17 protein-coding genes and 1 pseudogene are annotated in these 21,133 nt (G+C 31.8%); 3 read left to right on the top strand and 15 right to left on the bottom strand.

Annotation, left to right across the window (positions count from 1 at the left end):
- Positions 1 to 45 precede the first annotated feature (45 nt).
- The 4 genes from ACZZZT_RS00370 to surE all read right to left on the bottom strand — a co-directional run bounded on the left by ACZZZT_RS00370 (position 46) and on the right by surE (position 2,768).
- Positions 46 to 531: a C40 family peptidase gene (locus ACZZZT_RS00370; RefSeq protein ID WP_463459068.1), complete on the bottom strand. Its 486-nt coding sequence runs from the start codon at positions 529 to 531 to the stop codon at positions 46 to 48.
- A 10-nt stretch (positions 532 to 541) separates the two neighbouring features.
- Positions 542 to 1,657: a lipid-A-disaccharide synthase gene (gene lpxB, locus ACZZZT_RS00365; protein ID WP_463459067.1), complete on the bottom strand. Its 1,116-nt coding sequence runs from the start codon at positions 1,655 to 1,657 to the stop codon at positions 542 to 544.
- Between the two features lie 66 nt (positions 1,658 to 1,723).
- Positions 1,724 to 1,996: a hypothetical protein gene (locus ACZZZT_RS00360; protein ID WP_042566086.1), complete on the bottom strand. Its 273-nt coding sequence runs from the start codon at positions 1,994 to 1,996 to the stop codon at positions 1,724 to 1,726.
- Positions 1,989 to 2,768, bottom strand: coding sequence for a 5'/3'-nucleotidase SurE (surE, locus tag ACZZZT_RS00355; RefSeq protein WP_463459066.1), 780 nt, complete (start codon positions 2,766 to 2,768; stop codon positions 1,989 to 1,991). The genes ACZZZT_RS00360 and surE overlap by 8 nt, the downstream gene beginning before the upstream one ends.
- A gap of 214 nt (positions 2,769 to 2,982) precedes the next feature.
- Between surE and ACZZZT_RS00350 the strand changes: the two genes are divergently transcribed.
- Together ACZZZT_RS00350 and ACZZZT_RS00345 are read left to right on the top strand one after the other, a co-directional pair.
- On the top strand, positions 2,983 to 5,166 hold the full coding sequence (locus tag ACZZZT_RS00350) for a carboxy terminal-processing peptidase (RefSeq protein WP_463459065.1): 2,184 nt from the start codon (positions 2,983 to 2,985) through the stop codon (positions 5,164 to 5,166).
- An 85-nt stretch (positions 5,167 to 5,251) separates the two neighbouring features.
- Positions 5,252 to 6,049 (top strand): DNA/RNA non-specific endonuclease, encoded by a 798-nt coding sequence (locus tag ACZZZT_RS00345; protein ID WP_463459064.1) that lies wholly within the window; start codon positions 5,252 to 5,254, stop codon positions 6,047 to 6,049.
- Here the strand turns inward: ACZZZT_RS00345 and rpe are convergent.
- From rpe to ACZZZT_RS00305, 8 genes are all read right to left on the bottom strand, one after another.
- On the bottom strand, positions 6,026 to 6,688 hold the full coding sequence (rpe, locus tag ACZZZT_RS00340; protein WP_073394850.1) for a ribulose-phosphate 3-epimerase: 663 nt from the start codon (positions 6,686 to 6,688) through the stop codon (positions 6,026 to 6,028). The two genes, ACZZZT_RS00345 and rpe, sit on opposite strands and share 24 nt — an antisense overlap.
- Positions 6,689 to 7,017: 329 nt before the next feature.
- A complete protein-coding gene (locus tag ACZZZT_RS00335; RefSeq protein ID WP_007804760.1) occupies positions 7,018 to 7,881 on the bottom strand; it encodes a sigma-70 family RNA polymerase sigma factor in 864 nt (287 codons plus the stop codon).
- Positions 7,882 to 8,021: 140 nt separating this feature from the next.
- Positions 8,022 to 9,776 (bottom strand): hypothetical protein, encoded by a 1,755-nt coding sequence (locus tag ACZZZT_RS00330; RefSeq protein ID WP_463459063.1) that lies wholly within the window; start codon positions 9,774 to 9,776, stop codon positions 8,022 to 8,024.
- On the bottom strand, positions 9,764 to 10,939 hold the full coding sequence (locus tag ACZZZT_RS00325; RefSeq protein WP_463459062.1) for a DUF4249 domain-containing protein: 1,176 nt from the start codon (positions 10,937 to 10,939) through the stop codon (positions 9,764 to 9,766). The genes ACZZZT_RS00330 and ACZZZT_RS00325 overlap by 13 nt, the downstream gene beginning before the upstream one ends.
- Positions 10,940 to 11,000: 61 nt before the next feature.
- The gene (locus ACZZZT_RS00320) at positions 11,001 to 12,197 is read right to left on the bottom strand and encodes a DUF4249 domain-containing protein (protein WP_463459061.1); all 1,197 of its coding nucleotides are present in this window, start codon (positions 12,195 to 12,197) and stop codon (positions 11,001 to 11,003) included.
- 5 nt (positions 12,198 to 12,202) lie between these two features.
- On the bottom strand, positions 12,203 to 14,983 hold the full coding sequence (locus ACZZZT_RS00315; RefSeq protein WP_463459060.1) for a TonB-dependent receptor: 2,781 nt from the start codon (positions 14,981 to 14,983) through the stop codon (positions 12,203 to 12,205).
- 5 nt (positions 14,984 to 14,988) lie between these two features.
- The gene (locus ACZZZT_RS00310; protein ID WP_042566095.1) at positions 14,989 to 15,732 is read right to left on the bottom strand and encodes a hypothetical protein; all 744 of its coding nucleotides are present in this window, start codon (positions 15,730 to 15,732) and stop codon (positions 14,989 to 14,991) included.
- Between the two features lie 179 nt (positions 15,733 to 15,911).
- Complete coding sequence (locus ACZZZT_RS00305) at positions 15,912 to 16,874, bottom strand: helix-turn-helix domain-containing protein (protein ID WP_463459059.1); 963 nt, start codon at positions 16,872 to 16,874, stop codon at positions 15,912 to 15,914.
- Positions 16,875 to 16,976: 102 nt separating this feature from the next.
- Between ACZZZT_RS00305 and ACZZZT_RS00300 the strand changes: the two are divergent.
- A pseudogene (locus ACZZZT_RS00300) lies at positions 16,977 to 17,578 on the top strand (CDP-alcohol phosphatidyltransferase family protein).
- Positions 17,579 to 17,691: 113 nt separating this feature from the next.
- Here the strand turns inward: ACZZZT_RS00300 and ACZZZT_RS00295 are convergent.
- The 3 genes from ACZZZT_RS00295 to ACZZZT_RS00285 all read right to left on the bottom strand — a co-directional run bounded on the left by ACZZZT_RS00295 (position 17,692) and on the right by ACZZZT_RS00285 (position 21,082).
- Positions 17,692 to 19,827, bottom strand: a complete 2,136-nt coding sequence (locus ACZZZT_RS00295) for a polyribonucleotide nucleotidyltransferase (RefSeq protein ID WP_042566098.1) — start codon at positions 19,825 to 19,827, stop codon at positions 17,692 to 17,694.
- Between the two features lie 161 nt (positions 19,828 to 19,988).
- The gene (rpsO, locus tag ACZZZT_RS00290) at positions 19,989 to 20,255 is read right to left on the bottom strand and encodes a 30S ribosomal protein S15 (RefSeq protein WP_042566099.1); all 267 of its coding nucleotides are present in this window, start codon (positions 20,253 to 20,255) and stop codon (positions 19,989 to 19,991) included.
- Between the two features lie 215 nt (positions 20,256 to 20,470).
- Positions 20,471 to 21,082 carry a hypothetical protein gene (locus tag ACZZZT_RS00285; protein WP_463459058.1) on the bottom strand — a complete coding sequence of 204 codons (612 nt, stop codon included), beginning with the start codon at positions 21,080 to 21,082 and terminating at the stop codon, positions 20,471 to 20,473.
- Positions 21,083 to 21,133: the final 51 nt, after the last annotated feature.

Raw genomic sequence — 21,133 nt, 5'->3', positions numbered from 1 at the left:
AGTATTAAAAATTTGTAAGAAAAATAATATTTTTAATGTGTATTATTAATCAATAATTCGATTAATCTGTGTAAAAGATTTTTGATAATAAACTTCTTTGGTTGATGAAATTATTACGCCTTTTGAAGTTGAAGAATGCACAAATTTTATTTCATCAGAATGGACTTCGGTAATTAAGCCGACATGATTTATTTGGCTGCTTTTATTAGTTTTGAAGAATATTAAATCACCTTTTTGTGCATCATTTAATCGGATTATTTTTCCAATTTTAGATTGCTCATACGAGCTTCTTGGCAGTTTAATATTCTGAGAATCAAAAGTAGTGAAAACCAAGCCAGAGCAATCAAAACCATTTTTGGTTGTTCCTCCGGCTTTATAGCGTACGCCAATATTGTCTGTTGCAGTTTCGATTAAATTATTTACAATATATTTGTTTTCTCGTTTTGATTCAGTTTTGTTTACTGCAGATGATGTCGATTTACACGAAATAAACAGCAAAGACAACAAAGATAAAACGAGTATTTTTTTCAAAATAAAAAGGTTAAGATTTTAAATCGGCAACAATAAGTTTTGCAGTTTTTTTACTTGCGCCAATTCCGCCTAGTTTTTGCTCCAGAATATCATAATTTTTCAGCAGATTTTGACGATAATTTGGGTTTAGTAATTTTTGTAACTCTTCTTTAATACGTTTTGGATTGCATTCATTCTGAATCAATTCTGTTACAACTTCCTGATCCATAATTAAATTAACAAGCGAAATGTATTTTAAGGTAATAATGCGTTTTGCAATTTGGTAAGAAGCCCAGCTTCCTTTATAACAAACCACTTCGGGTACTTTAAAAAGGGCAGTTTCTAAAGTTGCTGTTCCGGATGTTACCAATGCAGCTGTTGAAGAACGCAGCAAATCATAAGTTTTATTAGAAATAAATTTGATGTTTTTATTGGTAATAAATTGCTGGTAAAATTCATAATCCTGACTTGGTGCGCCTGCAATTACAAATTGATAATCTTGGAAATCATCAACAACACTTAACATCAAACTTAGCATTTTGGTGATTTCCTGCTTGCGGCTTCCGGGCAAAACAGCAATAATCGGCTTTTCACTCAATTGATTTTCTTTTCTAAAAATAACTTCATCAAAAGGCGGCTGATTTTGAATAGCATCAATTAAAGGATGACCAACAAAATCTACCGAAAAGTGATGTTTGTCTTCGTAAAAACTTTTTTCGAAAGGTAAAATCACAAACATCTTGTCGACATCCTGTTTGATGGCTTTGATTCTGTTTTCTTTCCAGGCCCAAATTTGAGGAGAAATATAGTAGTGCGTTTTGTAATTTAATGCTTTTGCCCATTTTGCAATACGCATATTAAAACCAGGATAATCTATAAAAATAATGACATCTGGCTGAAAATATGTAATATCTTTTTTGCAAAAAGCAATATTGCTAAAAATGGTTTTTAAGTTAAAAATAACTTCAACAAAACCCATAAAGGCCAGTTCACGATAATGTTTTACCAGAGTTCCTCCGGCTTTTTGCATTAAATCACCTCCCCAGAATCTAATTTCAGCCTGAGGATCTTCCTCATATAATGCCTTCATTAAATTTGAACCGTGTAAATCTCCAGAGGCTTCGCCAGCTATTATGTAGTATTTCATAAAAGTATTTTTGAGATGTGTTTTATTTTAAAAACACAACAAAATTTTGCAATGCAAAGATAGAATTTAAATAAACAAAGTAGAAATCGCCAAAACAATTACAGCAAAAATGACTCCTCTTGCCATAAATTCTTTATTGATTTTTAAAAGAATTGTAAAAACAACTAAATTTAAAGTGGCTCCTAAAGCAATCACTTTTCCCAAATAGCCATATTGTTTTATTGTCTTAATTCCGGTTGAAATTTCAAAATCAGTAAAGATTTTTATAAACAAAAAACTTCCCAGTAAGGCAACAAAAATTCCAATTAGGAAACCAATAATAATGTCTTTTTTATTCATTTAAATTCCATGTATTAAGTTGTTGCATAGTGTGATGTGCTGTTAAGTCAAATTGCACGGGAACAACAGAAATGTATCCGTTTTCCAGAGCCCATTCATCAGTGTCTTCTCCTTGATCTTCGTTTGTAAACTTGCCCGTTAGCCAGTAATAATCTTTCCCAAAAGGTGTTTGGCGCTTGTCGAATTTCTGAGCATAGTAAGCTTTCGCCTGACGACAAATTTTTACTCCCTTAATTTCATTTTCTTTTAATTTCGGAAAATTGACATTTAAAACTACACCTTTTGGTAATCCGTTTGCAATTGTTTCCAGAGTAATTCTTTTGACAAAAGATTTTACAGGTTCAAAATCGGCATTCCAGTCAAAATCTAATAAAGAGAAACCAATTGCAGGAATTCCCTCAATTCCTGCTTCAACCGCGGCACTCATAGTTCCGGAATAAATAACATTTATAGAAGAGTTTGATCCGTGGTTAATTCCAGAAACACACAAATCAGGTTTTCTTTTCATGATTTCATTTACTGCCAGTTTGACGCAATCAACCGGAGTTCCTGAGCAGCTATATTCGGCAATTTCGTCGTCTTCTTTCGAAATTTTATCAAGATAAAGAGTATTGTTGATAGTAATGGCATGACCCATGGCGCTTTGTGGCTTGTCTGGTGCTACAACTATTACCTCGCCAATAGTTTCCATAACACTTATTAAAGCTCTGATACCGGGAGCCAGAATTCCGTCATCATTGGTAACTAATATAAGGGGCTTTTCTTGTTTCATAATTTAAATAAGTGTTGTTATACAGCTAAAAATGCTGCATTATATAACAAATGTAGTGACAGATTTTGTAGAAAAGTAACAATTAAAATAAAATTTGTCAACTAAAGTAAAGATGGCTTTGGTACTTCAAACATTTTTATATCTTTAACAAAAAATTATAGTGAGCTTGGCTTTGTTGGCACAGTTTTTACCGTAACTTAGATTAAAAAATTTGATGAATGCTATTATTATGTTTATGAAAAGAAATTATAAAATACTTATAGCCGTATTATGCTTGTCTTTAACCTTATTTGCTTTTAAAATTAATGCAGATAAGCAAGATGATCCGGATCCAAACAGAGATAAAACGCTTTTAGAATTACTTGCTTTTGTTATTGAAAAAGGACATTACAGTCCTGCTGAAATAAATGATGAGTTTTCTAAAGGAATTTTTAAGGATTATATTGATGCGCTTGACCCTTCAAAAAGATTCTTTTTGCAGTCTGATATTGATGAATTCAAGCAATATGAATTGATGCTTGACGATCAGTTTTTAAATAAGGATCTTACCTTTTTCAATCTTACTTATACAAGATTGATGAAACGTATGGAAGAAAGCAAAAAACGCTATAAAACTATTTTAGCTCAACCTTTTAATTATAATGTTGATGAGACTTTTAATGCAGATTATGAGACGCAGCCTTATGCAAAAAATCCAACAGAAATTAATGAAAGATGGAGAAAGCAAATTAAATTATCTACACTTTCATCACTTGTTACAAAACAAAAGTTAGAAGAAGATAAGAAAAAAACAGATCCTGCTTATAAAGTAAAATCGTTTGAAGCTTTAGAAAAAGAAACTCGTGAAAGTTCACTGAAATCATTAGACGATAACTTTAGTCTTATTAAAGATTTGAATAAGGAAGATTGGTTTTCTGTGTACGTAAATTCTATTATGACACGTTTTGACCCGCATACAAGTTATTTTGCACCAGAGGAAAAAGATCGTTTTGATGTGAATATCAGTGGAAAATTAGAAGGAATTGGTGCAAGATTAACCAAGAAAAATGATTTTACTCAAATCGATGAATTAATTTCAGGAGGTCCGGCATGGAAAGGAAAACAGCTTGAAGCGGGAGATTTAATTTTGAAAGTAGCGCAAGGAAACGAAGAGCCTGTAGATGTTGTGGGAATGCGTTTGGATGATGTTGTGAAAAAAATTAAAGGACACAAAGGAACTGAAGTAAAACTTACCGTTAAAAAAGTTGACGGAAGCATCAAAGTTATTTCTATTATAAGAGATGTTGTTGAAATCGAAGAAACATACGCAAAATCAAGTATTGTTGAAAAGAATGGATTGAAATACGGGGTAATTTATTTACCTAAATTTTATATCGATTTTGAAAATAAAGATGGTCGCGATGCAGGAAAAGATATCGCTCTTGAAGTAGAGAGATTAAAGAAAGAGGATATTAACGGAATCGTACTTGATGTTCGTGATGATGGTGGTGGATCTTTGTCTACAGTTGTAGATATTGCAGGTTTATTTATTGAAGAAGGACCAATTGTTCAGGTAAAATCTGCTGGAAAAAAGAAAGAAGTTTTATACGATAAAGATAAAAAGATAGAGTGGGACGGACCGTTAGTAATTATGGTTAACAGTTTCTCAGCTTCGGCTTCAGAAATTTTGGCTGCTGCAATTCAGGATTACAAACGTGGTATTATCATTGGAAGTAAACAAACTTACGGAAAAGGTACTGTACAAAACGTTCTTGATTTAAATCAGTTTGTTCGTAATGCAAGTTATGGAGATTTGGGTGCCCTGAAAATTACAGGACAAAAATTCTACAGAATTAATGGAGGTTCAACCCAATTAGAAGGTGTTCATAGTGATGTTGTTATGCCAGATCGTTATGCGTATTTAAAAATGGGAGAACGCGATATTGATAATGCAATGCCATGGGATAAAATTGATCAGGCTGATTATAATACATGGACAGAAAACCAAAAATTTAATCAGGCAATTGCGAATAGTACAACTAGAATTGCTCAAAGTCCTCAATTTAAATTAATTGAAGATAATGCAAAATGGATTGATGTTAAAAACAAAGAAAACACTTATAGTTTAAACATAAACAGTTTTAAAGCTACTCAAGAACAAGTTGAAAACGAGGGTAAAAAATATAAACCAATTTCAGAATACAAAAACAATTTGGTTTTTAAATCATTGCCTTATGAAGAGCTTGAAATTAAAAACGATGCAACTTTAAAAGAAAAGAGAGAAGCCTGGCACCAGGCATTATCAAAAGATGTTTATGTAGAAGAAGCATTAAATGTTTTGGATGATTTGCAAAGTAAAGGTAATGTTGTAAAAGGTACTTCATCTAAAATGAAAAAAGATAAATTAGTAAAATCTTAATTTCTTAGAAAATTAATTTGTTATGAAAACGCTCCGAAAGTTTATATTTACGGAGCGTTTTTTTATGAACTTTAATTAAAATAATATGATAAAAAGTCTTGTGTTTAGTTTGATTGGTTTGGCATTGTTTTCTTGTAAAAGTGATGTGAAAGAGAAAAATGAAATTATAATTGAAGAATCTGAAAAAGATAATTCACCATCTTTTGTTTCAAGTCAAAGCAGTACAGATTCGTTGTATAATGTTTCTTATTTGCCAACATCTACAACAAACCAAATTGTGAAACACAAGTATTACACGCTATCATATAATGAAAAATTTGAGCAGGCAGAATGGGTTGCTTATGAATTAAAGAAAGAATATTTAAAAAATAATGATTTTAAAAGACCTTATTTTGTTGAAGATCCAAATGTAACAACGGGTTCTGCTGATTGGAGAAATTATAAAAAATCAGGATATGACAAAGGGCATCTATGTCCGGCTGGAGATATGGAGTTTAATAAAGACGCTTATAATGATACTTTTTATACCTCAAATATTTCGCCTCAAAGACATGATTTTAATAGCGGGATCTGGAATAGATTAGAACAGAAAACGCGTTATTGGGCAGATAAATACAATGATGTGTATGTTGTTACAGGCGGAATCCTGAAAGATTCGGATAAAAAAATAGGAACAGAAAAAGTATCTGTTCCTAAATATTTTTATAAAATCATTTTGGCTAAATCAGGGAAAGAACATAAAGCAATTGCTTTTTTAGTTCCGAATGAAGATAGCGATAAGTCACTTTATGATTTTGTAGTTTCTATTGAAACTTTAGAAAAAATGACTGGTATTGATTTCTTTCCGAATTTGAAAAATTTAAAAAGTAGTAAGGACTTTTAAGTCAGCAATAGTTTGTGTTGGATTCTCGGCTTTAAAAACAAAGCTTCCTGCAACTAAAACATCAGCTCCGGCCTCTACTAATTGTTTTGCATTTTTATTGGTTACACCACCGTCAATTTCGATAATTGTCGAAGCGCCTTTTCTTGTAATTAAATCTTTTAGTTTTTTAACTTTAGCATAAGTGTTTTCGATGAAAGATTGCCCTCCAAAACCAGGATTAACGCTCATAATACAAACTAAATCAATGTCATTAATAACATCTTCTAATAAATCAATATTAGTATGAGGATTAATGGCAACTCCTGCTTTCATTCCTTCGGCTTTGATAGCCTGAAGTGTTCTGTGTAAATGTGTACAGGCTTCGTAATGTACACTTAAAATATTGGCACCTAAATCAGCAAAAGTTTTGATATATCTGTCAGGATCAATAATCATCAAATGTACGTCGATTGTTTTTTTTGCATGTTTAGAAATTGCTTCCAAAACGGGCATTCCAAAAGAAATATTCGGAACAAAAACTCCATCCATAATATCAATATGAAACCAATCTGCCTCGCTGTTATTGATCATTTCGATATCACGTTGTAAATTGGCAAAATCAGCTGCAAGAACAGAAGGAGCAATAAGTGTATTCTTCATTGTGTAGTTGTGTGTGTTATTTTTTGCAAAGGTAGATTTTAGTTTGTTTAAAATAAAATTTTATTTTTCTAACCATTAAGAGATTAAGAAAATAAAGTAGCAGTTGATACCCTTTTTTAGTTTTAGAAACAGAATGATCTTCCTTAATTTAACTTAATATCTTAATGGTTAAAAAGCAATAAAAAACTCCGGTAATCAGCCGGAGTTTCAATCATCAATCAAAAAACGAACAGTCAATCAAACTGTTGTTTGCGTTAAAAAGGTTTCAAGTTTCAAGTTTCAGGTTACTCATAGCAACCTGAAACTTGAAACCTGAAACAAAATATTATTTATCCTAAATATGTTTTTAAGATTTTACTTCTAGAAGTATGTTTTAATCTGCGGATTGCTTTTTCTTTAATCTGACGAACACGCTCACGAGTTAGGTCGAAAGTTTCTCCAATTTCTTCTAAAGTCATTGGGTGTTGATCTCCAAGACCAAAATATAAACGAACAACATCTGCCTCTCTTGGAGTTAATGTTTCTAATGAACGCTCAATTTCAGTACGTAATGATTCATGAATTAATTCTCTGTCCGGGTTTGGAGATTCTCCAGAACGTAAAACGTCGTAAAGGTTAGAATCTTCTCCTTCAACAAGAGGTGCATCCATTGATAAGTGACGACCAGAGTTTTTCATAGACTCTTTTACGTCATTTACAGTCATGTCAAGTTCTTTTGCAATTTCTTCAGCAGAAGGCGGACGCTCGTTAGATTGCTCTAATAACGCATACATTTTGTTGATTTTATTAATAGAACCAATTTTGTTTAATGGTAAACGAACAATACGTGATTGTTCTGCCAAAGCCTGAAGGATCGATTGACGAATCCACCATACTGCATAAGAGATAAATTTGAAACCACGAGTTTCATCAAAACGTTGAGCTGCTTTAATTAAACCTAAGTTTCCTTCGTTAATTAAATCAGGAAGTGTTAATCCTTGATTTTGATATTGTTTAGCAACCGATACTACGAAACGTAGGTTGGCTTTTGTAAGTTTTTCTAAAGCTCTTTGATCACCAGCCTTTATTCTTTGTGCTAATTCTACCTCTTCATCAGCGGTAATTAGGTCAACTTTTCCGATTTCTTGTAGATATTTATCTAACGATGCAGTTTCACGATTGGTTACCTGCTTGGTGATTTTAAGTTGTCTCATTGTATTGTCTCCTTATTTTTAAAGTGTACAATTAGTTATACGTAATAAGTTATGAAAAAGTTACAAATATTTTGAAAAAAATAAAAATTCCCATTTCTACACTTTAGAAACGGGAATTTTTATTTAATGATTTAAGTCTTTTAATTTGACGTTGAGTCTTTTATCTCGATGATTTCTTTTAAAGAAACTGCTGATCCGTTTTTTGCAAAACCCTCAAGTCTTACTTCAAAAGTTCCTGAAATATCTGAGGTGTAAAAAGAATTATTATTCTTGCTGTTTAAAGCGACTTCAGGATTCCAGAACAATTGATTTCTGAAATCTGGAATTCTTGCATTATCACTAGAATTTGTATACTCTATTTTGTTGTATAATTTCTTTGGTTGTGGTCTTAGTACAGTAGGTTTTGCGATAAAGCTTCCTTTTTGTGTGCTTTTAAAATCTTTATCAAAAGTGGTGAAACTAACCAAACCGTTAAAAGATTTTGAACCTACATAATATCTTCCAATAATTACATCAATTTTATAAACGTTTTTCATGTTGTAAATCATCAAATCATTTTGATTTTCTAAATATAATCCATCAACCAAAACTAATGCAGCATCAGGTAATTGAGGAAAAACACTCGGATCGTTTACGTGTAAATAAGTTTTATCGCCAACCTGTTTATGGTAAACTTCTGTAGCAACCTCGGTCATCGTTTCTTTTAATGTTTTAAATCGGGTAAAATCATCCAGAACATATTCTTTTCCAAGAGGATAATAAAACGTTTCCAGAGTTGGTGTTTTTTCAATATTATCTACTTTTTTATGATAATAAGCATTTTCAACCTGACTTGAAACAGATCTGTCCAGAAGGCTTTCTTTGATTACATACGATAAATTAGCATTTTGCTCATAAGATAATTTTGAGTAATCTATTTCCGGAGCATTATTTATAGTCAGATTATAATTAATCGCTTTTTCATCAATTATCTGAACAATAATATCCGGAGTGTAATACGTTTTATTTATGTTGAAAATAAAATTTCCGTCAGCATCCGTTTTTACTACTTTAAATGCAAAAGATTTCCCTGGAAGTGATAAACCAACGCTTATGTCTGCAATTTTATCGCTGCCATTTTGTGCTGTGATTTTTCCGGAAATAGTTTCTCCTCTTAATTCAGGCAGAATTATTTTCTGATCTTTATTTTGTAAATCAAGCAATGCCGGATATGATGATTTTGTTGCAAAATCTGTTGCAGAAATTTGACTTTTAGTTGGTATGTTGTCTAGTTTTCTAACAGATAAAGAATAATTTCCATCTGCGAAAACTGCATTTGAAGTTTCAATTTTCAAATCAACTAATTCACGATTTGAAAATGTTTTTTTATTCAAATTAAGTTTGACATTTTCGTTTGTGATACTACTTTGATTTGATGCAGTTTCTGAACTATTAGAAGAACTAACAGCACTTGAAGTTAAAGCATTTTCAGAAGTGCCTTTTTCAGTTGTTTTATAAGGATTAACGATATTGATATCTAATTGAAATAACTCAGAAACAGGTTTGTTTAACATCCAGTTTGTATAACCAATCAGTTTGTAATTTCCGGTTTTTAAAGTTGTAGCAATAAAATAATCGCCTTGTCCAACTGAGTTTTCCAGCGAAACTTTGGTTTTAAATACCGATTTTTTATTATTGTCTACAAGTTCAACATAGGCTACTTTGCTAATATTGCTGGGTGTTTTATCTGTAGATTTTAAACAATAAATTTTATACAATAAGGTTTCACCCGAAACAAATGTGGTTGCATTTGAATGAATGAAAACAGTCTCATCTAAAGAGATGGTTTGCTGTGCGCCGACGAATTGTGTACTCACGAGTACAAACAATGCAATAAGGTGTTTTATTCTGTCCAAAATGAAGGTATTATGTTAGATGAAAATGATGTGCAATCTCCGCATTCTGCGTCTACTAGTCTATAATTTAGTGCACTGTTACTAATATACGTCATGAGGTTTCTATTGATGTTATAAATCATACTTTCTCCTGAGCAGTCTTCTCCTCCAAAGCAAAACAGAAAAGGAATATCTTCACATGTATTGAAGTAAGGTGCTGGTTTAGCAGGAAAAAAATCATTGTAATTAAAAAATATCCTTATTTCAGAGTAAGAAGCGACATCAAAAAAGCCAATGACTTTTGTGTTAGAATCACTAATGCATTTTATGTTTCCGGATAGCAAACCAGGCTGTTTGGGAGATAAAATACTTGATGATCCTGCTATATCTTTTAATATTCTATGGAAAGTATAAGCTTCTAAGTTTTCTATATATTGTTTAACCAGTATGCTGTATCGATGGCCAATGATATAATTGTCTTCTTGTATAAAACGAATTGGTAAGTTTACCCTGTCTTCTGTCTGAGTGTTAGTATTCGCTAAAATAATATCGCTCGATTTTTGAGTTGAATAACAAATTCTCGTACTTGGATCATTGTTAATCAACGCAACGGTTTGTGGTCCAGTTGCTATAATTTTTAAAGAGTTCCATCTTGGTGCAACAATTTTATAGGTTTCTTCATACTCATAACGATAGTATTTTGAACTCTTGTTTTCATCATAACTATTTACATTAATTTGAATTCCGGTTTCATTATTCTTATTTGTTGCAAGCGATGGCACAACGCTTTCAATTGGATTTACAGCTGTTAAGGTTTGTGGCGTTGATTGGTAAATTTTCCTGTCTTTTGTGGTAATTTCCAATGTGTATTGTCTATCCGGAGCTGCGGCAAAAGCAGTTTGAGATTTGTAAGTTCCTGCACTTTCTTCAAACAAATATTCATTGTTCTGATCATCTTTAACGACAACTTTTGCACCAGTTTCGGGTTCAATACCATCATCTTCAAATCTTGAAGTTTTGGTAATTTTTATTTCCTGGTTTTTAAGTTCGTTAGTTAAAGTGGCTTCAACAACAATTATTTCTTCATATGTGTTAGTCAAAAGCGGATACGTTTCTGTACATCCATTTAAAAGGATAGCAAGAAAAGCAAAAAGGATTATATTTTTTATTTTATGGATTTTCATTACTTAAATTTTGCACTTTTTGATTTAGAAACTTTTCATTTTTTTATTAGAATTGAAAATGTTAATCTGTCCAGAAAGTTGGTTTTATATTCGATGCAAAAGTGGTACAATCTCCACAAGGAGCATTAACCCAATAACTAAATGAATCTGGGCCGTCAATTCCTGTGAAATAAGTTACAAAGCCTAATGCTAAATCTTGGTTGGGCGACAATACATGTGTACAAGGTACAGGAGAAGTTCCGGCTTCAGGATTACCATAACAATATTCCAGGCAATCAGTAACATATGGCGGCGCGCCTTTGCCCGGAAATAAATCAGCATAATTAAAATAAATTCTTTCTGTTGATACTGATGCAACATCGAAATATCCCACTATTTTATTGTTCAGATTGTTGAGAGATTGTATGTTACCCAATAAAAGTCCCGGTTGAGTTGGAGATAAAATACTTTCTGACCCGGATAATTTTTTTAAAGTTGTGTAGTAATTAAAGGCAGCTAAACTTTCTATATATTGTTTTACCAGAATACTATATCTGGTTGTCATTATATAATCCTGATCACTAATGAATCGTGCCAGAAAATCAACACGATCTTCACTCAAATCATTTGTATTGGCTAAAAGAATCTCTGTGCTTTTTTTGCTTCCATAACAAACTTTTGTATCTGGTGAATTTGTAAGGAAAATAAGTGAGCCGGTATCGCTTAGTTCTGCTTTTATTGGTCTCCATTTTGGAGTGACAATCTTATAGGTTTCCTCGTATTCATATCGATAATAGGTTGATGCGTGTGCAGCATCGAAACTTTTTATTCTAATACTTACTCCATTCACATTATCTTTAGCTTCAACTGCAGCAGTTACCTCTTGCATCGGATTAATGGTAGTTAAAGTTTCAGGAGACGATTCAAACGATCTTCCGTCTTTGGTATTAATATGTAATTGATATTTTCTTTCTGGTACAGCTTGAAATTCTACTGTAGAAATATATTTTTCAGCGTCTTCTTTAAAGTTATACTGATTACCTGAGTCATCTGTTATAAAAACTTCTGCGCCACTTTCAGGAAGATAACTTTCATCCTCAAACTTGGCAGTTTTAGTAAGTTTTATTTCCTGCGTTTTCAATTCATTAGTTATTGTAGCTTCAACTACTAAAGCCTCTTCGTAGCTATTAGTTAGCAGCGGATATGTTTCTGTACAGCTATTACAGAGAATAACTAATAGAGTGAAAACCAGAATATTATTTAGTTTATAATTTTTCATTTAAATTAAAATTTAAAATTATAAGTAATACTTGGTACAGGTATTGAGAAAATTGATGTTTTATAGCCTTTTACTTTTCCACTTTGGTCAGTGACAAAATAAATTGAGTACGGATTATTTCTTCCTAAAACATTATAAACGGATATGTTCCAGAAGCTATGAGCCAGTTTTTTTATTTTATGGTTTCCTTCAATGTTAATTCCGATATCCAGACGAATATAGTCAGGAATTCTATAAGCATTTCTGTCGCTATACAATGTATATTGTGCATTTCCATATTGATAAGTTCCAATAGGATAAGTAATAGGTCTTCCGGTTTGATATAAGAAATTGGTTGATAAACTGTAACGTCTTGTAAATTTATAATTTAAAATCGCACTTAAATCATGAGGCTTATCAAAATTTGCAGGGAAATAATTTCCGTTATTTACTTTTTCTGAACTAAACTGGCTGTCAAGTTTAATAAGCGTGCGTGAGTACGTATAACCAATCCATCCGTTTAATCTTCCGGTTGTTTTCTTCAATAAAAGTTCAACTCCATAAGCTTTTCCTTCGCCTTGCAATAATTCTGTTTCTACATTTTCGTTTAAAACAAGTTGTGCTCCAACTTTGTAATCAAGAATGTTTTTAGATCTTTTGTAATATCCTTCAAGACTAATTTCATATTCTTCATCTTTTAGATTTTTAAACAAACCTAAAGAAACTTGTTGTGCGGTTTGTGGCGCAACATTCGAATCTGATAATTTCCAGGTATCTGTAGGTGATTGTGTTACATTACTTGATAAAAGATGAATGTACTGTCTGGTCATGTCATATCCGGCTTTTATCGAGAAATCTTCGGTAATAAAATAACGTGCCGCCAAACGAGGTTCTAAGCCGCCATATGTTTTTATAACTTCATTTTTTTTATAATGTGTAGTTCCTGTTACAGTTTCGTTACTTAAAGGCAAACCTTCCTGATAAGAATTTATATTGGCTTCTCCCAGAGCTGCATAATAAGAATACCTCAAACCTAAATCAAGCAATAATTTATCGCTTAATTTGTAGCTGTCGGCTAAATAAATGGCAGATTCTAGTGCCCTTTCTTTTTCAATATCAGTAGAAATTAAAAGAGATTCAGGATTTTTAGGATGTTGGTATCCTGGAGCAATATTGTATAATTTACTTGCAATACCGTATGATAAATTATGTTTTGGAGTTAATTGATAATTGAGTTTTAACTGTACTTGCGACTCGTTTACTTTATATCCAAAATCAAATGAATCAACATTATCTGAATCATAATCAATATTAAACTTATATTCACTATTTGTAAAAATTAAAGCTGCTTTGCTTTTTTTGTTGAAAGTATGATCCCATTTTAATGAAGCAAGTCTGTTGCTGTATTTATAAATAGAATCTGTATCCAAACTAAAACGGTCATGGCTATAATAAGCCGTAGCTTCAAGATTGTTATTGCTGTTAATAGCGTTATTGTATTTAAGGATTCCGTCATAAAAACCAGCCTGACTATTTTTAAGATTTTCATCATCTAAAGATTTTAAAATCCAATCCGAATAGGTTGCACGACCTCCAAAAATAATACTTGATTTGTTTTTTTCTATTGGCAAACTAAGTGTAAGGTTTGATGTAATTGGACCAATTGCCCCTTCACCGGAAAACTTTTCAGGATTTCCGTTTTTGGTTGTAATATCAAATACAGATGATAATCTTCCGCCAAAATCAGCAGGAATACTTCCTTTATAGATGTCGGCTTTTTTAGCAGTATAAGGGTTTATGGCAGAGAAAAAACCTAAAAAGTGTTGTGGATTATAAAGTACAGCATTATCTAAAAGAATTAGGTTTTGATCGTCTTTTCCTCCCCTAACGTTGAATCCCGCCGATCCTTCTCCCGTTGTTTTAATACCAGGAAAAGTAGTTGCAACTTTTAAAATGTCTCTTTCGCCAAGAATTAAAGGAACATTTTTTATTCCTTCAATATCAATAGAAACCAAGCCTGAAACAGCGGTTTCAGTTTGTTTTCTTCCTTTTTTATTAATTACAACTTCATCTAACTGATTTGATTTGTCGTTAACATTAATATCAAAAGTACCATCATCATAAACCATTAAAGTTTTGGATACATCCTTGTGGCTTAATGATTTTATTTCAATAACATTGATTCCTCTGGGAAGTTGCAAAGTATAATTTCCATCAGGATCACTAGAAGTACTGATGTTTTTATTTTTTACTTTAATATATATGTTGGCTTCGGGTTTACCGGTTTCGGCATTTTTTATAGAACCGGAAACAGTATAGTTTTTCTTGGTTATATCCTTATTTTCCTTACCAATAAAAACAATAGATGCTTTTTTTGTAACGCTGTAACTGTTTAATGAGTCATATTGCTGATAAAAAACAGGATTGTCACTATTATTATCGTTGCTAGGAGTTTCAATCGGAGCGTCAGAAAAATAATTAGCAGGCAAATCATCGTGAATTGTGCTATTTAGTGTCAGAATGATTTTGTTTTTTAGAATGATAAAATTTAAATCGGTTTTATTTAAAATTTTATCCAGTATCTCATCAATTTTAACGTCGGTGTAAGTTCCGTTTATCAACTCTTTATTAGCGCCAACCCATGTAGGATCAAAATAAATCTTGTAAGATGTTTTTGTTTCAATTGCTTTTAATGCACTTTCAAGAGTTTCATCTTTAAAAGTAATAGATATTTTCTCATTCGTATTTTGAGCAACAGATAATTGAAATGAGAATAAAATAATTAAGGCGAGTAGAAATTTTTTCATTTGTCTTATTTGGTTTGAATGGAAAGAGAATTACTAATATATTTCATCAAATTTCTCATAAATTGATTTTCGTCAGATTTTCTAAGTTCTCTATTCATTAAATAAAACCCATTGATTTGTTTTTTTTGATCTGGAAACAGTTTGATGATATCGTTTTTGCTTTTTATAGAATAAATTTTACCTTTTAAATCAAGAAAGTATGATGTGTTTTCTTTAAAAGTATAAAGTAAGACACCTTCATTTATCGATTTTATTTGGTTTTTATGATGCTTAATGTAAAATACAAAATCAGGCGAAATTTTATTCTCTTCATAGTAACCTGCTGTAAATTCAGGAACCGCCGGATCTTTTTTATCGATATTCACAAAGTTTTTATCTTTAATAGAAAAAGATCCAACTTTGGTAGTGATAACATTTATACCAACACTTTCTGATTCTCCAAAAGGATTTAAAACCAAAATATCTCTATAAATATCATATTTTAGTTTTACGTTGTAATATAATTGTCCTTCATAATTAAGGGTTCCTAATTCGTATTGATCAATATAATACAAATGACTATCTCCGGTTGTTCTGTAAGGATTGGTGTGCGGGATGCCGTTAATGATGTCCAGATTCTCTTTCCCTATAGTTTTGTCAAACCAATTGTAAATAGCAACATCATTGCTGGTTTGACTGTGAATAATGGAAATGTTTAAGAATAATCCAAATAAAATAAGGAATGCAGATTTTTTTTGATAATTTTTCAAAGGATTGTGTGGTTTTAATGTTTGGTTTTGGCGATTCCAAAAGTATCAAAAAAATGTTACAAATTTCACGGATAAGTGTTAAAATGTCATTTAATGTTTGTTTTTTTATAAGGAAAATCCCAATTCAAATAAATGAATTAGGATTTTATGTGAATAAATTACGTATTTAATATCTGCTTTTAAAATAATAGATCTACCTGCGAATTTATCTTCTCCAGATAATACTCTATCTTTCTAATGGCTCGATTAAAAAATAAATTTTGCTCTTTTATTCCAGATTGCCCTAAGGGTTTTGAATTTGTGATTTGTTGTTTGAAAAACTGATGTACATTTTTGCAGCCATCTTCATTATCAGTTATAAAATAACCTAGTAGCGTATAAGGTACAAACATCGTTAACTTTTGATCGGTTTCTATGAGCATGTTATTATTTAGTAAAATCAACTCATTATAATAAATTGCAAAATTGGTATTGGGTTCATTGCATTTTTCCTGTATTAAATTAATGATTCTCTTTAAATCTTTACACAGGGCATTTGCATTTTTTAGACTAAGTAATCCTGCTTCATAAAAATACAGAATTTGTTGTAGACTGCTATTGATGGTAGTATCATTCCATATTTCATTTACACGGACATTTTCATATACAGTTTTTAGTTTTTGCATGTATTCTGTAAAGGATTCTTCAATCACAAAATTTTCAAAGGAAACTTTTTTTGGATTTGTATTTAAAAGATTAAGCCAGACAAAAGCTTTAAATTTTGATAATATGGTTCCGTCCATGAAATAAAATAGGGGAATGTCTTTTGCAGAATAAAATAATACGGTATTAGAATCTTTCGTTAATATTTCAATTTGCTCTGCCGATCTTTTGAAATACTGAAGCATATCTTTTAATGTTTCTATTTCAATTGTTTTCTCAACAATAATATTTTCCTTTTTCGCATATAAATTATCCAGTGAAATATTAAAATGATTGGCTAGTTTAATAGTTTCATCCAATGAAAATTTACTTTTTCCGGATATTCTTCGGTGCGATGCATCGTAACTGATTTCTAAAACGGTAGCAATCTCATCTATTAGAGAAGTGGATTTTGGAATTTTGTTTCGAATTGATTTTAAAAAGGATTCCTGATGTTTCATAATTTGCGATAATCACAAATGTATAAATTGTTATTATTGTTTTGCACAAATCAAAATGCGATAATTGCAATAGGTTTGTTGGGAATTATTAAAATTTTAGAAATGAAAAAAGTTCCTTTATTGCTTATTCTTATTAGATTATTGTTAGGTTTCATAATGATTCTAATTGCGAGCACTAATTTTGTGCATGTTAGAATGATTTTAGTGTCATTAATGATCTTCGGATTGTTAACGGATATTTTTGATGGTATTATTGCCAGAAGAGTAGGTGTGTCATCAGAAAAATTACGTCGAATGGATAGTCAGGTCGATTTAGTTTTTTGGATTTGTGTAGGTTGGTGTACGTGGTTATTAAATCCAGAAATTATTATTGAACATAAATATGCGATTATTTCAATTTTTGTAATGGAAGGTCTGACATATGTTTTTAGTATTCTAAAATTTGGAAAAGAAACATGTACACATGCTCTTTTATCTAAATTGTGGGGTATAACATTGTTGCTCGCATTTGTTTCTATGATTGGATTTGGTCACGCCGGAATTCCTTTTTTCTTGCAGTATTTTTTGGAATAGTGGGGCATATTGATGTTTATCTAATAATTTATTTTTTACCTAAATGGACACATGATGTTCCAAGCTCTTATCATGCTTATTTAATTAGAGAAGGAAAATCAATAAAAAGACACAAATTGTTTAATGGATAGTTTTTGAAAAGTTGATTTGTTATGAATTGAAAAAAGATAAAAACGAAAAACCCCAAGTCAAATAAATGAATTGGGGTTTTCTATGAATAAACCTTTAGTAAACTAAGATCTGATTACTCTTTTTTCTCCTCACGTGGAGGTCTTTGTAAAAGTGCTTTTCTTGACACTTTTTCTTTTTTAGTTTTAGGGTCAACACCTAAGTATTTCACTTCAAAAACATCTCCCATGTTTACAACATCAGTTACATTTTCAGTACGTTCCCAAGCTAATTCAGAAACGTGTAATAAAACTTCATTTCCTGGTGCAGAAGTATATTCTACTACAGCTCCAAAATCTAACATTTTAATTACTTTTACTTCGTAAGCTTCTCCCATTTGTGGTTTAAAAGTGATTGACTTAATTTTAGCCAATACTGCTTCGATTCCGGCAGGATCTGTACCTAAGATTTCAATAACACCTTGCTCATCGACTTCGTTGATCACAATAGTTGTTCCTGTAGCTTTTTGTAATTCCTGAATTACTTTTCCACCAGGTCCAATCAATGCTCCAATAAAGTTTCCAGGAATAGTTCTTGTAATAATTTTTGGTGCGTGAGCTTTTACGTCAGCTCTTGGTGCAGCGATAGTTTCAGTAAGTTTACCTAAAATGTGTAAACGTCCTTCACGTGCTTGTCCTAAGGCCTGCTCCATAATATCATAACGTAAACCGTCAATTTTGATATCCATTTGACAAGCTGTAATACCGTCAGCAGTTCCGGTTACTTTAAAGTCCATATCTCCTAAGTGATCTTCATCACCTAAAATATCAGACAATACAGCAAATTTCTCACCGTCAGTAATTAATCCCATAGCAATTCCAGAAACTGGTTTCACCATTTGAACTCCAGCATCCATCAAAGCCATTGTGCCAGCACAAACTGTCGCCATAGAAGAAGAACCATTAGATTCTAAAACTTCAGAAACAATACGAATTGTGTAAGGACAATCAACAGGAATCATATTTTTTAAAGCTCTTTGAGCTAAGTTACCGTGACCAACTTCTCTTCTTGAAGTTCCTCTTAGAGGTTTTGCTTCACCAGTAGAGAAAGGAGGGAAGTTATAGTGTAAGTAGAATTTCTCTTCACCTTGTTCAGATGGAGAGTCAATTTGGTTAGCTTCTCTGGAAGTTCCTAAAGTTACAGTAGCCAAAGCCTGAGTTTCTCCACGTGTAAATAAAGAAGAACCGTGAACTCTTGGTAAATAATCAATTTCACACCAGATTGGTCTGATATCAGTAGTTTTTCTGCCATCTAAACGAATACCTAATTCTAATACTACGTTACGAACAGCTTCTTTGTTTGTTTTGTAAAAATATTTAGAAACTAAATCTCCATCAGCAGCTAATTCTTCTTCAGTAAATAAAGCTTTTACTTCTTCTTTTACTTCAGCAAATGCAGCGCTTCTTTCGTGTTTAGCCGATCCAACTTTTGCAATATTATAAATTTTATCATATGCTGCAGCTTTTACTTTTTTGTAAATTTCTTCGTTTTCTTTCTCACCTTCGTAAGTACGAATTTCTTTTTTACCAAAAGCAGCCTGCAAACGCAATTGTGCCTGAATTTGAACTTTAATAGCTTCGTGAGCAAATTTAATTGCTTCAACCATTTCAGCTTCTGAAATTTCTTTCATCTCTCCTTCAACCATTGCTACAGAATCCAAAGAAGCTCCAATCATCATATCGATGTCTGATTTTTCTAATTCTGTTCTGCTTGGGTTGATTACAAATTTCCCGTCGATACGTGCAACACGAACTTCAGAAATTAAGTTGTAAAATGGAATATCTGAAACTGCTAATGCTGCAGATGCAGCTAAACCAGCTAAAGCGTCTGGCATAACTTCTTCGTCATGAGACATTAACTGAATCATAACTTGTGTTTCAGCATGGTAATCATCTGGGAAAAGCGGACGTAAAACACGGTCAACTAATCTCATTGTTAATACTTCGCTATCGCTAGGGCGAGCTTCTCTTTTAAAGAAACCTCCTGGAAAACGACCTGCTGCTGCAAATTTTTCGCGGTAATCTACCGTTAATGGTAAAAAATCAACCGCTGGGTTAGCGCTACGTGCAGATACTGCTGTTGCAAGTATCATCGTGTCGCCCATTCTTACTACTACCGAACCATCAGCTTGTTTTGCTAAACGACCCGTCTCGATTGTGATGCTTCTGCCATCACCTAAATCGATCTTTTCTACAAATAATTGTGGAATCATAATTTTTCCTTATTGGTTATACAATGGGTTTTAGTTGTGTTGTAGTTGTTGTGTGTAGTTGTTGTTTCTAAAACCCAATGAAAAACCAAACTTTTTTTCTTATAAAATGCTTGTAATCTAAAAACAAAAAGAGGCACTTTCGCACCTCTTTTCTATATTGATTATTTTCTGATATTCAATACTTTGATAATCTCACGATATCTGTTGATCTCTTTCTTTTTCAAGTAATCCAACAAAGATCTTCTTTTACCTACTAATAGTACAAGAGAACGCTCTGTGTTGTAATCGTGACGATTTTTTTTCAAGTGCTCAGTTAAGTGTGAAATTCTGTAAGTGAACAATGCAATCTGACCTTCTGCGCTTCCAGTGTTTGTTGCACCACCGTGTTGTGCGAAAATCTCTTCTTTCTTTTCTTTAGTTAAATACATTCCAATATTATTTAATGATTTTTATGTATGTCATACATCTTTTGTAAGACGGGTGCAAAAATAAGGTAAAAAAACAAAAGAATCAAACAAAAATAAGAGAATCTTAAAATAGAATACCAAATTTTGTTTTTTGAGCAATATTTGATCTTTTTTTAGATTGTTAATTGGTACTGTAATAGGTATCACATATAATGATCTAATTATTATGATTAGAATTATTTTCTGCCTGCTTGTTTCTTATCTAAAGAAGAATACGAAGATTTCACATTGTTTTCATCGATACTAACGCCCGAAATTAAAACGCCCCGATCATAATTATCAATAAAGGTAATCTTGCGCAAAATGTCACTCCCTTGCCACGTACCTTGTTTTAGTCCGTTTTTAATAGTTCCTTTTTGTGTTGTATATTTATCTGTTTCTTCATATTCTCCGTTTCCATCAATTATGGTTTGATTCTTGTTTTCATCCCAGTAATTAAGAATTAAAGTTTGGGATTTTTTTGTTTTTGAATCCCAGAGATTCTGTTTTTCAGATTTCTTACTTTGGTTTTCGTACCAATTAATTTCTTTGCCTGATTTATGATCTTCTAAATAATTTACGACAGATTCTTTTGCCCCATTTTTATAATAACAAATAAATTCTCCATCTTTTTTTAAAATATCCTTGTCTAAAGTAGTACCTGTCATTTTCTTTCTTCCGTTTTTGTAGAAATCGGTAACAACGTATCTTGCACTTTTTTGAGAATAATTCGTAATTATTCGTGTGTAACTGTAGTTTTCGGGCGTTGTTTCACGATTTAATGAGTCAAGAAAAATTTTCTTAGACATTACATTAATTTGTGAAAACAGATTAGCTGAAATTATCAGAAGCAAAAGGAG

Source organism: Flavobacterium sp. AC274, assembly GCF_979258275.1.
The sequence above is the reverse complement of the archived record's forward strand: the minus strand, read 5'-3'. Positions and strand labels throughout refer to the sequence as shown.

Coding starts and splice junctions, on each gene's coding strand:
- lpxB (WP_463459067.1), bottom strand. CDS start 1,657: ATGAAATACTACATAATAGCTGGCGAAGCCTCTGGAGATTTACACGGT.
- ACZZZT_RS00360 (WP_042566086.1), bottom strand. CDS start 1,996: ATGAATAAAAAAGACATTATTATTGGTTTCCTAATTGGAATTTTTGTT.
- surE (WP_463459066.1), bottom strand. CDS start 2,768: ATGAAACAAGAAAAGCCCCTTATATTAGTTACCAATGATGACGGAATT.
- ACZZZT_RS00350 (WP_463459065.1), top strand. CDS start 2,983: ATGAATGCTATTATTATGTTTATGAAAAGAAATTATAAAATACTTATA.
- ACZZZT_RS00345 (WP_463459064.1), top strand. CDS start 5,252: ATGATAAAAAGTCTTGTGTTTAGTTTGATTGGTTTGGCATTGTTTTCT.
- rpe (WP_073394850.1), bottom strand. CDS start 6,688: ATGAAGAATACACTTATTGCTCCTTCTGTTCTTGCAGCTGATTTTGCC.
- ACZZZT_RS00335 (WP_007804760.1), bottom strand. CDS start 7,881: ATGAGACAACTTAAAATCACCAAGCAGGTAACCAATCGTGAAACTGCA.
- ACZZZT_RS00325 (WP_463459062.1), bottom strand. CDS start 10,939: ATGAAAATCCATAAAATAAAAAATATAATCCTTTTTGCTTTTCTTGCT.
- ACZZZT_RS00320 (WP_463459061.1), bottom strand. CDS start 12,197: ATGAAAAATTATAAACTAAATAATATTCTGGTTTTCACTCTATTAGTT.
- ACZZZT_RS00315 (WP_463459060.1), bottom strand. CDS start 14,983: ATGAAAAAATTTCTACTCGCCTTAATTATTTTATTCTCATTTCAATTA.
- ACZZZT_RS00305 (WP_463459059.1), bottom strand. CDS start 16,874: ATGAAACATCAGGAATCCTTTTTAAAATCAATTCGAAACAAAATTCCA.
- ACZZZT_RS00295 (WP_042566098.1), bottom strand. CDS start 19,827: ATGATTCCACAATTATTTGTAGAAAAGATCGATTTAGGTGATGGCAGA.
- rpsO (WP_042566099.1), bottom strand. CDS start 20,255: ATGTATTTAACTAAAGAAAAGAAAGAAGAGATTTTCGCACAACACGGT.
- ACZZZT_RS00285 (WP_463459058.1), bottom strand. CDS start 21,082: ATGTCTAAGAAAATTTTTCTTGACTCATTAAATCGTGAAACAACGCCC.